The sequence below is a fragment of the Moraxella sp. E33BD genome, from assembly GCF_041807865.1.
Classification (GTDB): domain Bacteria; phylum Pseudomonadota; class Gammaproteobacteria; order Pseudomonadales; family Moraxellaceae; genus Moraxella; species Moraxella haemolytica.
Map to the genome: position 1 here is coordinate 81,184 of NZ_JBGTZD010000006.1, position 15,848 is coordinate 97,031.

16 protein-coding genes, 1 tRNA gene and 1 pseudogene are annotated in these 15,848 nt (G+C 37.0%); 8 read left to right on the forward strand and 10 right to left on the reverse strand.

The genetic code is table 11. The annotated features are described in order from the left end of the window. Nucleotides 1-97: 97 nt before the first annotated feature. The 3 genes from catC to ACERC6_RS05010 all read right to left on the reverse strand — a co-directional run bounded on the left by catC (nt 98) and on the right by ACERC6_RS05010 (nt 3,087). Nucleotides 98-388, reverse strand: a complete 291-nt coding sequence (gene catC / locus ACERC6_RS05000; protein WP_373628015.1) for a muconolactone Delta-isomerase — start codon at nt 386-388, stop codon at nt 98-100. A gap of 37 nt (nt 389-425) precedes the next feature. Continuing rightward, on the reverse strand, nt 426-1,538 hold the full coding sequence (locus ACERC6_RS05005; RefSeq protein ID WP_373628016.1) for a muconate/chloromuconate family cycloisomerase: 1,113 nt from the start codon (nt 1,536-1,538) through the stop codon (nt 426-428). A gap of 205 nt (nt 1,539-1,743) precedes the next feature. Next, the gene (locus tag ACERC6_RS05010) at nt 1,744-3,087 is read right to left on the reverse strand and encodes an MFS transporter (protein ID WP_373628017.1); all 1,344 of its coding nucleotides are present in this window, start codon (nt 3,085-3,087) and stop codon (nt 1,744-1,746) included. A 334-nt stretch (nt 3,088-3,421) separates the two neighbouring features. On the opposite strand from ACERC6_RS05010, the gene ACERC6_RS05015 reads away from it, so the two are divergent. From ACERC6_RS05015 to ACERC6_RS05030, 4 genes are all read left to right on the forward strand, one after another. Then, on the forward strand, nt 3,422-4,351 hold the full coding sequence (locus ACERC6_RS05015; RefSeq protein WP_373628018.1) for a LysR substrate-binding domain-containing protein: 930 nt from the start codon (nt 3,422-3,424) through the stop codon (nt 4,349-4,351). 61 nt (nt 4,352-4,412) lie between these two features. Further along, a complete protein-coding gene (locus tag ACERC6_RS05020) occupies nt 4,413-4,871 on the forward strand; it encodes a LexA family protein (protein WP_373628019.1) in 459 nt (152 codons plus the stop codon). After that, nucleotides 4,834-5,397 (forward strand): hypothetical protein, encoded by a 564-nt coding sequence (locus tag ACERC6_RS05025; protein WP_373628020.1) that lies wholly within the window; start codon nt 4,834-4,836, stop codon nt 5,395-5,397. The genes ACERC6_RS05020 and ACERC6_RS05025 overlap by 38 nt, the downstream gene beginning before the upstream one ends. Nucleotides 5,398-5,436: 39 nt before the next feature. Further along, complete coding sequence (locus ACERC6_RS05030) at nt 5,437-6,099, forward strand: DUF4113 domain-containing protein (RefSeq protein WP_373628021.1); 663 nt, start codon at nt 5,437-5,439, stop codon at nt 6,097-6,099. Between the two features lie 66 nt (nt 6,100-6,165). Here ACERC6_RS05030 and ACERC6_RS05035 read toward each other — a convergent pair whose 3' ends face one another. From ACERC6_RS05035 to ACERC6_RS05050, 4 genes are read right to left on the reverse strand one after another with little or no spacing between them, the layout of a single operon-like run. Next, nucleotides 6,166-6,681: an ATP-binding domain-containing protein gene (locus ACERC6_RS05035; protein ID WP_373628022.1), complete on the reverse strand. Its 516-nt coding sequence runs from the start codon at nt 6,679-6,681 to the stop codon at nt 6,166-6,168. Beyond that, nucleotides 6,624-7,541, reverse strand: coding sequence for a UvrD-helicase domain-containing protein (locus ACERC6_RS05040; protein ID WP_373628024.1), 918 nt, complete (start codon nt 7,539-7,541; stop codon nt 6,624-6,626). The genes ACERC6_RS05035 and ACERC6_RS05040 overlap by 58 nt, the downstream gene beginning before the upstream one ends. Continuing rightward, entirely contained in the window at nt 7,534-9,036 is a 1,503-nt protein-coding gene (locus ACERC6_RS05045) for an ATP-dependent endonuclease (protein ID WP_373628025.1), read from the reverse strand. The genes ACERC6_RS05040 and ACERC6_RS05045 overlap by 8 nt, the downstream gene beginning before the upstream one ends. A gap of 60 nt (nt 9,037-9,096) precedes the next feature. Continuing rightward, complete coding sequence (locus ACERC6_RS05050) at nt 9,097-9,258, reverse strand: AAA family ATPase (RefSeq protein ID WP_373628026.1); 162 nt, start codon at nt 9,256-9,258, stop codon at nt 9,097-9,099. Between the two features lie 439 nt (nt 9,259-9,697). Here ACERC6_RS05050 and ACERC6_RS05055 point away from each other — a divergent pair, with 439 nt between their 5' ends. The 3 genes and pseudogenes from ACERC6_RS05055 to ACERC6_RS05065 all read left to right on the forward strand — a co-directional run. Continuing rightward, a complete protein-coding gene (locus tag ACERC6_RS05055; RefSeq protein ID WP_373628027.1) occupies nt 9,698-10,012 on the forward strand; it encodes a hypothetical protein in 315 nt (104 codons plus the stop codon). A gap of 62 nt (nt 10,013-10,074) precedes the next feature. After that, nucleotides 10,075-11,085 (forward strand): hypothetical protein, encoded by a 1,011-nt coding sequence (locus ACERC6_RS05060; RefSeq protein ID WP_373628028.1) that lies wholly within the window; start codon nt 10,075-10,077, stop codon nt 11,083-11,085. Continuing rightward, nucleotides 11,085-12,695: pseudogene (locus tag ACERC6_RS05065) on the forward strand (SNF2-related protein); the annotation flags it as partial. The gene ACERC6_RS05060 and the pseudogene ACERC6_RS05065, both read left to right, overlap by 1 nt. Nucleotides 12,696-13,719: 1,024 nt before the next feature. Here the strand turns inward: ACERC6_RS05065 and ACERC6_RS05070 are convergent. Both ACERC6_RS05070 and ACERC6_RS05075 read right to left on the reverse strand, forming a co-directional pair. Further along, entirely contained in the window at nt 13,720-14,979 is a 1,260-nt protein-coding gene (locus ACERC6_RS05070) for an Arm DNA-binding domain-containing protein (RefSeq protein WP_373628029.1), read from the reverse strand. An 11-nt stretch (nt 14,980-14,990) separates the two neighbouring features. Continuing rightward, nucleotides 14,991-15,206 (reverse strand): hypothetical protein, encoded by a 216-nt coding sequence (locus tag ACERC6_RS05075; RefSeq protein WP_373628030.1) that lies wholly within the window; start codon nt 15,204-15,206, stop codon nt 14,991-14,993. A 121-nt stretch (nt 15,207-15,327) separates the two neighbouring features. Between ACERC6_RS05075 and ACERC6_RS05080 the strand changes: the two genes are divergently transcribed. Then, a complete protein-coding gene (locus tag ACERC6_RS05080; protein WP_046699028.1) occupies nt 15,328-15,543 on the forward strand; it encodes a helix-turn-helix transcriptional regulator in 216 nt (71 codons plus the stop codon). A gap of 214 nt (nt 15,544-15,757) precedes the next feature. On the opposite strand, the gene ACERC6_RS05085 is transcribed toward ACERC6_RS05080, so the two are convergent. Next, nucleotides 15,758-15,833 (reverse strand) — tRNA-Gly (locus ACERC6_RS05085). Between the last annotated feature and the right edge of the window lie 15 nt (nt 15,834-15,848).

Consider the following 15,848-nt stretch of genomic DNA (forward strand, 5'->3'; position numbering starts at 1 on the left):
GTAGCTGGCTTTAGGCTAGCTACGATTGGTGAAATGATTGTTTTACTGCTTGCTATGAGAGTGCATAGCCACATTGTTTTACAACAATTTTTTATCCTTAGCTATCATCATCACGAATAGATGACGGATGACGGTTTAAAGGCATAACCTCTATGTTCATAAAAGAGTAGAGTGGTAATCCCTGTAAGATGGTGTGCAACTCCTCATTACTCTCCACATCAAAAATACTGATATTGGAGTATTGGCCAGAGATTCGCCATAAATGTCGCCATTTACCTTGTCTTTGAAGCTCCTGCGAGTAGGCTTTTTCGATTGCCTTAATCTCATCAGCTTTTTGTTTGTCAAAGTCAAGTGGAATGTTGACATCCATTTTTACATGATAAAGCATAATACCTCCTTATGTTTTGTCTAACTATATTAACATCTTACGAATGTCGTGCTAATGACAATATTTTTTCCTCATCCAGCTCAATGCCAAGCCCTACACCCTTTGGTACTTTTAATTCAAAATTCTCATAAGCCAGAGGAGTTTTTAGAATTTCTTCGGTCAAAAGCAACGGTGCAAACAGCTCTGTGCCATATGCCAAATTGTCAAAAGTACTAAATGCATGGGCGGACGCTATTGTGCCGACTGCACCTTCAAGCATTGTACCACCGTACAAATCAATTCCTGCAAATTGAGCGATTTTGGCAATATCACATGCCTCCATTAGTCCGCCCGCTTGCTCTATCTTGACAGCAAACACATCAGCACAGCGATTTTTGGCAAGTGTGTAGGCGTTTTGTGGTGCCATAACTGCTTCGTCTGCCATAATCGCCACATCAAAACGGTCGGTTAGATATTTTAAAAGTTCGGTATCAAAAATAGCACAGGGTTGTTCAATTAAATCAATGCCACCATCTTGCAATGCTTGTATACCCTTAATGCATTGCATTTTACTCCACGCACGATTAACATCCACACGGATACTTACATCCCGCCCAAGTGCTTTTTTGATAGCAACCACATGCTCCACGTCTTCTTCTACCGAACGCGAACCAATTTTGAGTTTAAAGGCATTGTGGCGTTTAAGCTCAATCATCTTTTTTGCCTCAGTGATGTCTTTTTGTGTATCTCCAGATGCCAAGACCCACAATACTGGCAAACTATCACGCAAACGACCGCCTAACAACTCACTAACAGGTAAACCTAATTTTTTACCCCAAATATCAAACAATGCTGTTTGTACCGCGCATTTGGCAAAGCGATTGCCAATGATGTTTTTATTAAGCATCTGCGTAATTTGAGCAATGTTCATCTCGCCGCTGATACTGGTTAATGAGGGAGCGAAATACATGTCCAGATTGGTTTTGATACTCTCAGGACTTTCTTCGCCATAGGACAAACCACCAATGGTTGTCGCCTCACCCCAACCCACAATCCCTTCAGCAGAGGTTATCTTCACTAACACAAGGGTTTGCTTTTGCATGGTTGCCACTGACATCTTATGTGGACGAATGGTTGGTATGTCCAAGATGAACGTTTCTAATTGATACACAGTATTCCCGATTATTTTTTAACTCAATTTATATTGCCTTCCTTGCTTGGGATGGGCATATTTATACTCTAAAAGAATATAAATAAAAAAACAAATATCATTTTTGCATTTTTTTATACTTTATAAGTATAGTTATTGAGTATAAACACTCAATTTTTCACCAACAAAAAACCGCTTTAAAAGCGGTTTTTTTAGCATCCAAGTCTTACTTAGTGCTAGAATTTTTGATGTCCACCAAGAATATCGCCACTGCTGCAATTAGACCAGGAATTGCAATTGCCATAAAGTTCATTTGATGAGCAAGCTGCAAGCCAAGCAAAGCACCTGTAAGCACAGGACCAACGATTGCTCCAATCCTTCCTACACCAGAGGCAAATCCCATGCCTGTCGAACGTACCGCAGATGGATAGTATTGCGAAACAAAAGTATAAAGTAAAATTTGAGAACCAATGGTCGCTGCACCAGCAATGGCAATAAGTGTATATAATACAGGAGCTGGACTATTGAACCCCAACAGAATAAGTGAGGCCGCACCTAGCGCAAACATCGATACCAATACAGGCTTGATATGAAAACGGTCAGCAAGAACACCGCCGCCAATCGCGCCAATCATACCACCGATATTCAAAGCAAACAAAAACAGCATACTCGCCCCCAATGAATACCCTGCACCAATCATCAGCTTAGGCAACCAGCTCGCAAGCGCATAAACCATTAACAGGCACATAAAGAAAGCAACCCAAAACATGATGGTGCTGACCGTTCTGCCCTGCTGAAACAAAGCTTTTAAAGGAGCAGAATCCTCTGAAGTTACAACAATCGGTTCAATCTCATAATCTTTATTAGCGTACGCAGGGTCTATTTTAGCAATGATCTTTTTAGCCTCTGCATCACGCCCCTTGCGTTTTAGATAAAATAACGATTCTGGCAACATCGCCCAAATGATTGGCAATAAAAGCACAGGAATACCGGCCAGCATAAACACAATCTGCCAACCATGCACTGGCACAAGAGCCTTACCAAGCAAAGCTGATGCCATGCCTCCAATGGCATAACCACTAAACATCACCGCCACTAGCGTACTTTTCATGCGCTTTGGAGCAAACTCGGTTGTCAGCGCAACCACATTAGGCATAACACCACCAATCCCTAGCCCAGCAATGAAACGCAATACAGCAAACTGTACGGGAGTCTCAGCAAATGCACCCAAAAAAGTAAACCCTGCAAAAAGCAAAATGCACAGCATAATCGTTTTTTTGCGCCCCAGCTTATCGGATAATGTCCCAAAGCCAATCGCTCCAAACATCATACTAAACAATGCAGAACTGGCAAGCCATCCAGCTTCCACCGATGTCAAACTCCATTGCTCCATCAACAAGGGTAGTGCCACCCCGTAAATAGCCAAATCATATCCATCAAAAATAATAATAAGTAAACACCACAACAACACCTTCCAATGAAATGGTGTAAATTTAGCATGGTCAATAAAATCATCAATACTCACCCGCTCGGGTGTATTGGCTACTGTTTGGAGAACCTGTTCACTCATAACCACTCCTTAGTTAAAAATATGGTAAAATTTTCAAAAAATCTCTTTACAATTCAACTAGCTAAATTTTGTCAAATTTTGACTAGCTGTAGGTGCAAATTTATTTGATTTTTAAACAAATTGCAAAATCAAATAAATATGGATTTAGACTATTTTGGTATAAAACCATACTTGTTTAAACAAGAAAAAATAAATATATTATGTAATTAATTGAAATTATTAATTTTTTATTTTTTTCAATAATTTTAAGATGAACCTCCTATAAAAAAATACTTTAAAAATATAATATTTTTGATATCTTATAGATATAAATACAAAATTATGGAATTAAGACATGGATATTCGTCATCTTAAATACTTTGTTGCTGTTGTAGAAGAGCAAAGTTTTACTAAGGCCTCCGAACGACTATTCATCGCTCAACCACCGCTAAGTCGACAAATCCAAAATCTAGAAGATGAGTTAGGCTTGCCACTATTAGAACGCGGTAGCCGACCTATTAAGACAACTGAAGCAGGGCAATTTTTTTATCAATATGCCAAAAGAATTTTGGGCAATATGGAGCAGATGGTTTCCATGACAAGAAGAGTTGGACAAGCCGATAAAACCTTAAAGGTAGGTTTTGTCGGCTCGCTGCTTTTAGGGTTATTACCACAAGTTATTTTTGAATTCAGAAAACTGCTGCCCAACATCAATATCGAACTCGTTGAAATGGGCACTTTAGAACAAATCGAGGCGCTCAAATCGGGAAAAATTGATGTAGGTTTTGGTCGGTTAAAATTTAGCGATCCTTCCATCGCAAGAATTTTGCTCAGAGATGAATCCTTGGTGCTAGCAGTCAATGAACGCGAACCACGTTTTATCGGTTTTGACGGGGTATATTTGAGTGATGTCACTGATGAAGTGCTTTGGTGCTATCCAAATGTTGGCGACCACACCTTCGCAAACTACATTAAAAATGTTTTTGCTGAACACGGTCTTAGTCCAAAAGGCATTCGTTATATTTCCAACATCCAACTCGCACTTGGGATGGTAGCATCTGGCGAAGGTATATCCATTGTGCCACAAAACAGTAAAGCCATCTCAATGGCAAACCTAAAATATCTACCCATACTAGATGCCGGTGCAGTCAGCCCTATATTTTTGTCTTTCCGAAATGGGGATGATGGTGAATTCATTCAGTTATTACTAAAAACTATTGAAATAATCTACCAACAAATCGGAATTAATAAACAAATAACTTTAAACTGCCCACCCAACCCTTAGAATCCTTCCATGATAATTGGCTACCAAAAGAGCCTCTTATCACCTTAAGCCATCAAAGTACATGGGCAGATTGCCTGATGATGTGCTTTATTTATCAAACACACCAAGCAAATTAGACATCCCTTTGTATCAAGAGAAAGTTGCTGCAGGCTTCCCCAGTCCTGCTGAAGGGTATTTATCCAATGAGATTGACTTAAATGAGCTTTTGGTGACTAACCCACCTGCAACCATCATGATTCGCTGTGGTGGTTTGTCCATGCTAGATACAGGCATTGATTTAGATGATCTGCTTATTGTTGATCGATCGCCCATGGCAGAGCATAATGACATTGTGCTGGCAAATGTGAACAATGAGTTTACCATTAAACGCTTGGTAAAAGGTGCACATGGCTTTGAGCTACATTCTGAGAACAACAGTGGCGATTATCCTAACTTCATACCCAGTGATGGTGATGAATGGTCCATTGTGGGCGTGGTGTCTCATGTCATTAAAAAAACACGGGGCGCATGGGGTCGCTAGAATGTATGCCTTGATTGATGGTAACAGTTTTTATTGTTCTTGTGAGCAAGTATTTAGACCTGCCTTAAAAGATAAAGTGGTTGTTGTTTTATCCAATAACGATGGTTGTGTGGTATCACGCACCGCACAAGCCAAAGCTTTGGGCATTAAGATAGGCGTGCCTTACTTTCAGGTTAAGCATCTGGTGTCTCAAGGCTCATTGTTTGCTTTTAGCAGCAATTATGAACTGTATGGCGACATGTCTAATCGCATGGTGAAAACCATTGAGGGTATGGTGCCTGCTGTTGAGATTTATTCGATTGATGAATGCTTTGCGCAATTAAGCGGCATCAAAGACTTACAAGGGCTGGGCAGACAGATCAAACAGCGTGTCATGCAGTGGGTGGGCATACCCACCTGTGTTGGCATTGCTCCGACCAAGACATTGGCCAAATTCTGCAATCACCTTGCTAAAAAACACCCTAAGCACTTTGGCGAGGTTGTGGTGTGGACTGATTGGTCTTTTGAGTGCAGCAGCGCGCTTTAAAAAGCGAGCCTGTGGGTGAAATCTGGGGAATTGGCAGCAATGAACATCCATTCAGCTTGGGATTTTGTACAAGCAGACGAAAGCTTTATTAGACATCACTTTAACATCACTGTGGCAAAGATACATTTAGAGATGAAAGGCTTATCCTGCTTGGCATTAGAAGAAGCACAAAGCAGACGTCATATTGTGCGCAGTCGAAGTTTTGGTAAGTTGGTTGGTGATTTACAAGCTTTACAGTCAGCAGTGACGCATCATGTTAAAAGCGGTGTGCAAGCACTTAGAAAAGAGCACAGCAAAGCTCATACCATCAGTGTGTTTATCCATACAGACAGATTTAGACAAGATGAGCAGTACAGTGGGTTAAAAACCATCGGATTGCCTCATGCCAGTGATGATGTGATACGCCTTCATCAAGCAGCTCAAGAATTATTAAAGCAGATATACAAACCTCAATATCGTTATAAAAAGTGCGGCATTATGCTTGGTGGATTAAGCCAAGGACCTTTTGAGCAGTCATTGCTGTTTGATGAAGCATCTGACGATGATAGATTAATAACAGCTTGGGATGGGGTGATGACACGCTTTGGAAAGAACAGCATCACCCTTGGCACAGGATTATTAAACAAAGACTGGCAGATGAGAAGAGATCATTTGAGTCCTTGCTTTACAACGGATATTAATGGGCTGCTTGTGGTTAGATAAGTCTCTTTATTGCGTTCTAGCTTAACTATTTTTCAGAGCCGGACAACTCTTTATTAAGATATATTTTTATACAAAAAACAAGCGTTTTTCAGCCCTAGTACACGCTACATAAAACATTTCGGCATTTCTATCCATCCCCCCAAAATCATTTTCCTGCAAAACAACATTTCTAAACTCCAACCCCTTGGCAGAATGTATGGTCATTGCAATATTCTGTGTTTTATCCAACTGATAAAACTGTTTTGTAGTATCAAGGTTGATGCAATCTATAATTTCTGAAAAATGACTGGGATTTATTATTCCAACATGATCATTTAATGATTTTAGTGTATCAATACATAGATCGTTTTTAAAGTCTTGTATTAATTTTCTAGCTATTCTTGTATGAATATGGGATAAAAACTTCTCCTTAAAGTATACTTCTTCTATTGATTTTGAGAAATACAATTTAAATAATGAATCTAAATAATTTTGATACTGCGGGTCTTGTTGGCTTTCAATAAAATCAGGAATTTTTACTAAAGCTAAATCAAGCTCCTTGATAATGGCTCGACTTTTTCCTGTACTCCAAAATAAAAACACAATCCTTCACTATTAAATTTTTCTTCGCTAAATTTCTCAACAAGTTTTTCAGCGGATATATCAGCAAATACTCCGTATGAAGTTCCATCCTCACAAGATATACTATTTGCTTGTGGGATAACATAGCTTTTTGCACAACTATCAATTAAAGAATGGCAACGAAAATTTCTGCTTAATTGATAAACTTGGTCTTTGAAATATGGATTGTTTGCCATGCTTTTAAATTTTTGCGAATCAGCCCCTCTAAATCCATAAATAGCTTGTTGTGGGTCCCCAACCAAAACAACTTGTATACCATAAGATAAAAATAACTCTACAATTTTATACTGCAAGAAATTATTATCTTGTGCCTCATCAATGTATATTGCTTCAAATTTTATTTTTAAGTATCTTCTGATATATTTATTTTGTTCAAGGCATTTGATTGCGTATTCAAATAAGTAATCATTTTTTGACTTTCCACCACTAGATGTCATAATTTTTCTATCAATAACCTTACTTAACCACTCTTTTAAACTACTTGAGCTATTATCTGGATTAAAATCAAATAAGATTTTTTGGCTTCTAAAAGATTCATTAAACGCTAAAACATGATGCAACAAGAACGAATGAAATGTCATAGCAATAATTTGACTTCCATTTAATTCTTTTACTTTTTTCAAAATATCATCAGCACTTTTGTTAGTAAAACTAATAATTGCAATATTTTTCCAAGGTTTAATTCCTTTGGTCTGATTGATTGCTCTTCTAACCAATGCATTGGTTTTTCCCGAACCCGCATTAGCAATAATCATGGCTGATGAAAATTGTTCTGGCTCAACGATATCTTTTTGCTCATCTGTTAGATTAAAATTATTCATCAACCAAATCCTTTAAGCATTTAAAGTTCTCATGATAAAAAATTTTCTTGGCTTCAGCATGTGTGGCATTTTTGGTAAATGCCCACATATTTATCCATTTTGACTCCTGCAAATCTTTAACAAATTTATCGTCTTTATCAAGGCATGTTGCCAAATCATGCTCCAAATCAATTTTTGATAGATATATTCCTAAGCGAGAAAACTCATCAAAACAATTTTTATTGCTTAAAATTTTGTTTCTAAAATCTTCTTTTGCTTCTAAAATGGTAGATTCTGATGCATCAGGTCCCAAGGCAATATTGTCTAACTTTTCTTTTTCTTCGCAATCACAGAGTAAATTGAATAAATCAATGCAACGATTAAATCCTAATGCGGTTAATTCATCTTTTCGTGAAACTTTAGTAATATCATTATCTGTTTTAATAATAATCTTAATACCTAATCCTTTTAATATTTGAATATACTTATCAAAATAGATGCCCGCAATACTTTGCACAATGATATCTGTTCTATCGCACCCTAATGTATCTAATACCCATTCAAAAAGTAATTTCTCAGATGGTCCCTCAATCAATAAAACTCTATTAACAAATAAACATTGTGCTAAGTTTTCCATTAAAATATTTTTAAGGCTGTTGTATTGAGCTCCTATATTGGCAATTTCTGAATGAATTGCTATCTTTTGTTTTTGCTTAAACAAACGAATTAAATTAGCCTCATCACTAATTTTAAAAAATAATTGTGGTGAATGAGTGACCAAAAATAAATAAGGGCTGAATTCTTTATTAAAAATAGTTTTGGATAACTCAATCTGTGATGAAATAAAAAGATGATTTTCAGGCTCTTCTATTAATAAAATTGGAATCTTGCCATCGGCAGCTTGGCCCTTATTAAGCAGATAACTTATAAGAGAATACATTACCTTCCTGACTCTTCCATCGCCTGATGTGGGATATATTTTTGCTTCAACCCCATCTTCTGCATGCTTTGCATCAAACATATAAATATCTAAATTATTATGAAAATCACCGAAAGTATGATTTGGTGATATCTTTATTTGATAATTTTTATCAAATACTTCAAACTGTTCATTTAAATCTGATTCCATAGTTTTTACTGTAGACAGCTTTGATATCTCAGCATTGATTGAATTATTTAAATTTCGTATTGTTTGCTCAATATCTTTGTCATCGACATGTTTCTCATGGCTGCCTAACAATTCTTTTTTAAATTCTTTAAATTTAGATGTCATGTCATTTTGCGATGGAATAAATACGCAATAAAAGATATCATCTAGCACGGTACGATTTAATCCGCGCATGGGAATTGCTAATAAATTTTCATTCTCAGAACCCCAGTACAAATTGCTAATAAATTTATTATCTTCTAACTCAATAGACAATTTGATAATAAAATATTGATTATCGTCCGCACTCGCATTTTCAGCCTTAGCAATAATAATATCATTAAATTCATTTTCTTCTGATATGTCCAAATAACAAGATATTTCTATAGGCTTAAATGTAGTACAGGCATGGAAATCTGTATCAAAAATTTAACTATTTCTCGTGCGGCGATCAAATAGTAAGCGCAAAGCATAAATTAAATTGCTTTTACCAACATCATTCATGCCAAAAATTAGGTTTTTATTTGACAATTCAATTTCACAATTATCAAAATTCCTAAAATTCTTAATTTTTAATTTTTTGAGCTTCATACATCACCTTTAATCTACCACAAATCAATGTGTGCCAATCTTCAATTCTATCATTTTACTTTTTTACCACAGAATAAAAAATAGCACAACATCGACAATAGGGCTTTCATGATCAGGGCTGAAGTTCTCAGAAAAATCTATAAGTGAATAGCATCTCACAGATATGGCATTATATAGTACAATAAAATACCACTACTCTAAACACAGGAACCGCCATATCTGCCTTAACCGAACTCACCCAAAAATTATCCGAAATCTTTCAAATTGACCGTGCCGATTTGGACTTTGGCATTTACCGCATTTTAAACAGCCGAAACGAGCAAATTGAGCACTATCTCAACCACACACTTCCCCAAGTCGCCAATAAAAAACTCAAAGAAAACAGCGACATTCAAAACGCCGTGTATCGCCATTTGCTCACCTTTTTTGGGCGATTTATATGCAGACTTTCCGTGATTATTTATCCTATGAAGGCATAGATACCAGCGAAGTGATTACCATCTCTTTTGATACCAAGCCCAATTTGCCCAAAGATATTGCCCTAAAAACTTTGCAATTGGACGAAGCCTATAAAGGCAATCGTGAAAAAAGTTTTAAACGCCGTGAAACGGTAACGCTATTTGAAATTCCCCAAAAATACGCCAATATCAAAATGCCTGTGGCGGTTTTGGATTTATATCCCAAAATCCAAGCGATTACCAGTCGTGATAATGCCTTAAAAATCACCGAAAACCAAAAACAAAAGGGCATTTAAATGCGTTTATTTTTGATTTTGTGAATTGGGATAAACTCTATTTGGCATTGTTAAACCACAAAATGTGGCAATCGTTTAATAATTTAAAATTAGATAAAGACAGATTAAAAACTTTTGCCAAACAAACCGACTGGTATAAATTGTATGTTCCCCAAAGTGAATTACAAATACAAAGTTTTGCCGACATTCAAAAACAAGAGAAAATCCTTTTGGATTTGCTGTTGATTTATGTGGAAGCCTTTTATAAAAAACTCAAAGGGGCATATGAAGGGCAATTTTATCAAATGCAAGAAATTGGCAATCATCATAAAGCCTTATTGGAAAATTATGTGTTTGAAATACGCCCCAATGAAGATGATGGCGTGCCAAGCTATGAAAGCAAATTAAACCAATTAAAAGATTGCGTAGAGATTGGAGATTTGGCAAAAGTAATGGGCTTTGAGAAGGACGGTAATGTACACGCCATTTGTTTTGATAGGCATTTGTTTTATCCAATCATCAGTCTTGCCGATAAAGACAATGTGCCATTTTCATTAAAACCTTTGCTAATGCAAGAAAAAAGTGAACGAAAATTTGTGCAAGATCTGCAAAATGCTTGCAATACAGGCAAATTACAACAGTGGATAGGCGATAAAGAGCTGTATCTGCTTCGTAATGCGTCTAATAAAGCCAAAGGCTTGGGATTTGTCTTGGCGGGCGATTTTTATCCTGATTTTTTATTGTGGCTGGTGGATAAAAACAGCAATGAACAATGGCTTAGCTTTATTGACCCCAAAGGCATACGCCAGTTGTCATTTGATGACCCTAAATTTATGTTGTTTGATGAATTAAAGAAATTTTCAGGCAGCCTAAATTTGGATAAATTGACTTTAAATAGTTTTATTTTATCCATTACCCCAAGCACCGATACAGCAGAAACAGGAGCATTAAATCATTTTGGTAAAACTTATCAAGACTTTGCTGATAAACATATTTTGTTTATGGAAAATATCAATGGCATAGATTATTTACAGCATTTATTCAATGCCATTTTGGACGATAACTATTTGAATACAGTTACTTGGGAAACATAATGAACATTACGCCACACCAAGCCAAATATTTTGCCAATGCCATTTTATGTCAATCTGATACTGGTGTAGAACGCATTAGCCAAGGTTTGTTTAATGCCAAAGTGGATTTAAATCCACATCAGATTGATGCCGCCATTTTTGCCCTGCACAATCCGTTGGACAGAGGCGTTTTATTGGCGGACGAAGTGGGCTTGGGCAAAACCATTGAAGCAGGCTTGGTGCTGTGTCAATTATGGGCAGAATGCAAACGGCGATTGTTGGTCGTTTGCCCTGCTGTATTAAGAACACAATGGCAAAATGAATTGGCAAATAAATTTGGTTTGCCCAGCATTATTTTGGATAAGCCGATATTAAAATCGTTTGGCAATGATGTTTTTCAATTCTTGTCTGATAAAGTGGGCAAAGAAATTGTCATTGTTTCTTATCAATATGCCAGTAAATTTGCCGATACTTTGGCAGGGCATTATTTTGATTGTGTGATTATTGACGAAGCTCATAAATTAAGAAATGCCCATCGTTCTAGCAATAAAATGGGGCAAGCCTTAAAAACGGCATTTAATGGGCGTAAGAAATTATTACTCACCGCCACACCGCTACAAAACAGTTTAATGGAATTATATGGTTTATCCACTTTATTGGACGATGAATTATTTGGCGATGAAAAAGGCTTTCGCCGTGAATTTGCCAATGGGCACAACAATGCTGAATTAAAAACACGCCTAAAACCAGTTGTCAAACGCACTTTAAGAAAAGATGTGAGTGAATACATTCGCTATACCAAACGCCACACCATTACCCAAAACTTTTATCCCAATGACGATGAACAACAGCTTTATGAAGCCATTTCTGATTTTATTCGTAAAGAACACAGCATTGCTCTACCAAAACGCCAACGCCATTTGATTGGCTTGATTTTAAGAAAACTTTTGGCATCTAGCCCTTATGCCATTGCCGATACTTTGCAAGTGATTTTAGATAGACTGCTGGCAATTAAAAATCAATTACCGCAAAAAGATTTATTATCACAATTAGATAAAATTGAAGGAGATTTTACTCAAGAATTTGATGAATGGGAAAATGATGATGACAATCAAGATGTTTTTGATGAAACTGATGTTTCTCTTTTAAATCAAGAAATTGCTCAAATTCAATCTTTTATCAAAGCAACCAGTGCATTAAAAAATGACAGTAAAGCCCAATCCTTATTAAACGCTTTAAAAACAGGTTTTGATAAAATGCGTGAATTGGGTGCAAAACAAAAAGCCATTATTTTTACCGAAAGTGTGCGTACACAAGCCTTTTTATTTGAGTTTTTGAGTCATAATGGTTATGACAATAAAATTGTTTATTTTTCAGGCAGCAATAATGACAAAAATAGTCAGCGAATTTACCAACAATGGAAAAACAATCCAAACAATGAACATAAAATCACAGGTTCAAAAGCAGTAGATGTTAGAAGTGCTTTGATTGATGAATTTGAAAATACCGCCCAAATTATGATTGCCACAGAATCAGCTTCCGAAGGCGTAAATTTACAATTTTGTTCTTTACTAATTAACTATGATTTGCCGTGGAATCCACAAAGGGTGGAACAAATAATTGGACGGTGTCATCGTTATGGGCAATTATTTGATGTGGTGGTCATCAATTTTTTAAATCAAAGAAATGAAGCCGACCAACGCATTTTGCAATTATTAGATGAAAAATTCAAATTATTTGATGGCGTCTTTGGTGTATCCGATGAAATATTGGGGCGTATAGAAAATGGTATGGATTTTGAAAAACGCATTCATCAAATTTATGAAAATTGCTGTACTTCAGATGAAATCAAAACCGCTTTTGATGAATTGCAAAAAGAGTTAGAAAGCCAAATTCAAGCCAATTTAGAACGAGCTAACAGTCAAATTTTGGATTATTTTGATGAAGATGTGCAAGAAAAACTCAAATTACAATTATCACAAAGCCAAAGTCTGCTTGACAAAACCAGTCGTTATTTTTGGTGGGCAACGCTATTTGCTTTAAATGATAATGCCAATTTTGATACACAAAATCGTCAATTTTATTTACATAGACCGCCACAAGATTTTCAGGCTGGTACTTATATTTTGCAAGCCAAAAATGGGCAGCAAGGCTATGATTATCGCTTAAATCACCCATTGGGCGAATATTGTTTGCAAGTGTGTCAAAATACCGATACGCCAATTGCTTCTTTGATATTTGATTATGGTAATCATCACAGTAAGCTGTCCATTATTGAGCAACATCAAGGGCAATCAAGTTGGCTTTGGGTGGATAAAGTGGGGTTTTATGGCGAAAAACAAACACATGAAGAAATTGTTTTTACCGCTCAAAATACTCATAATGAATGGCTTGATGATGATTTTTGTCGCAAATTATTGAGTGTTTCAGCAACAATGGGCGAAAGCATTTCTACAATGCCCAGCCATTTGGCTGACAATGCCAAACAAGCCATCTCTGCACTCACCGCACGCCACAGCGAAAGCCAGCGTACCTTATTAAACCAAGAAAGCCAAAGATTGGATAAATGGGCGGAAGATAAAATAAAGGCAAGCGAACAAGAGATTGCCGATATTGATGAGAAAATCAAACAGATCAAACGCGATAAAAATCAAGCTAGAAATTTGGAGGAATTAGCACAAATTCGTGATTATCCCATGTTAAATCGTTGGTATCTGGCTTGGGTAAATTTGCCAAATAAAACGCATCTTTACCATGTTTGCTTTGCATCAACAGCGCATGAAAGGCGCTGCCATCTTGTCTTGTGGCATTAGGTATGTAGCGACTGTAGACTTTAAAGAGCATCATGGTGTTAACATGACCCATCTGCTTAGCTATCCACTCTGGTGCCTCTCCTGCTGCAAGCCATAGCGTGGCTGCTGTATGACGTGTCTGATAGGCGCTTCTTGCTTTTAGTCTTAAAAACCTTAAGGTAGGATGCCAGACCCTGCGATTTACATTGCGATAGCTGAGTGGTTCACCATCACGGGTGCAAAACACAAATTCAGACTTATCAAAGGTCACTTTCTTTTGTGCCAAGAGTGCCTCACACACAAATGGAGCCATGTCAATCTCACGAGAGGATTCGGTGGTCTTAGGAGGGCCCATCACACCATTGACCAGCGCCTGTCTGATTTTGATTTGACGCTTCTCAAAGTCTACATGCTCCCATGTCAATCCATCAATTTCACTGGTTCGCATTCCTGTAAAGAATCGGACGATGTAGTAGTTTTTAAAGTCAGCTCTGACAGCACCAATAAAACGCCATACTTCATCAATACTTAGTGGCGTGATGTCACTTTTTTCAACCTTAAGCTGTCTGATGTCAACAGTAGGATCATTAAAGTTGTAGCGTTTTGACGCTTCTTTTAGTATCATGTACAAAGTTGCCATGATTGAGTTAATTCTGGTAGCTGACAGGGTGTGTTTGGTCGTTTTGTGGGTCACTTTGGCGAGAGAAGCACGAAACACCAACACATCCGCTCTATCTATTCTTGATATGGCACGCTTATCAAAGACAGGTATTAAATACTTATTGATGATGATTCTAAGCTTTTCTTGATAAGTTGCCCGCCATTCAATACACCTTTCATTAAACCATTGCCAAACAAACTCTCCAAAGAGTGGTACGCCACTTTGTAAGTTTTGTCGTCTTTCACTCAGATCTTCAAAATAGTCAACCTTGTCGCTTTTTGGGAAATACCGCTCATAGCAAAAACTACCAAGTAATATTTCAGCCTCCATTCTCTCTAGAATCTTTGCAAGCTTCTTTCGATTGGCAGGTGTGTCGGTTAGATTGGTTTTTTCTCGGCAGCGGGTGTTCATGTAACGAAAGTCCACAACAAGAAACCCGTAGCGTTCTCTTATACTGGCCATAATGCCTCCTATTACTGTAATGCCATACAAAGTGAAGATTGATTAAAATACTCCGCCATGTCTTTTTCGATTCGCTCCCAGATGTACAGGATTTTACGACCGCCAAAGGGACGTATGTAATGCACACCTTCAAGCAAAACACTGTCTTTTAATTGGTTGCGAATGGTTCTCTCATCATACTTGATGCGATGGGAAAGCTCTTGAGTTGTGAGGTAGGTTTGTGTCATAATGACTCTCCATTTAAGATAAAGTTTTCATTAGTAATATCTTTATTATCACTAATGATCATATTTTATCTTATAAAATTATCATTTGCAAGTATTTTTTTATCATTTATGGGATTTTTTGATGATTAAGCTTAATTTACCAGTTTTATTTGCCCAAAAAGGCATACGAGTAGCCGATGCAGATCGAATGTCAAAATTAGGACGATCTACATTGTATAGAATGTACAACAACGAAGTGACTCGTATAGATTTTGAATCTCTGAATGAGCTTTGCAAGTTGTTAGACTGCACACCGGGAGACATCATTATCTATGAAAAAGATGATGAAAATGAATAAAAAATAGGCGAAATGAAAAATGAGGGTTAGTGTCAATTCAGGCTTTTTAAAAAATATGAAATTTTCACGATGGTCACGTTTTGGTCACGCAAAGCTCTAAGCACGAATCGCCTCTCTTTCCCTGAGTAATTTTTTATAAATAAATTTTTATTATAACCCATTGAATTTAAACAATAAAAAAGCCTAAATCTTTCGATTTAGGCTTTTTAGAATTTGGAGCGGGAAACGAGATTCGAACTCGCGACCCCAACCTTGGCAAGGTTGTGCTCTACCAACTGAGCTATTCCCGCATGAGTTAAGTGTTG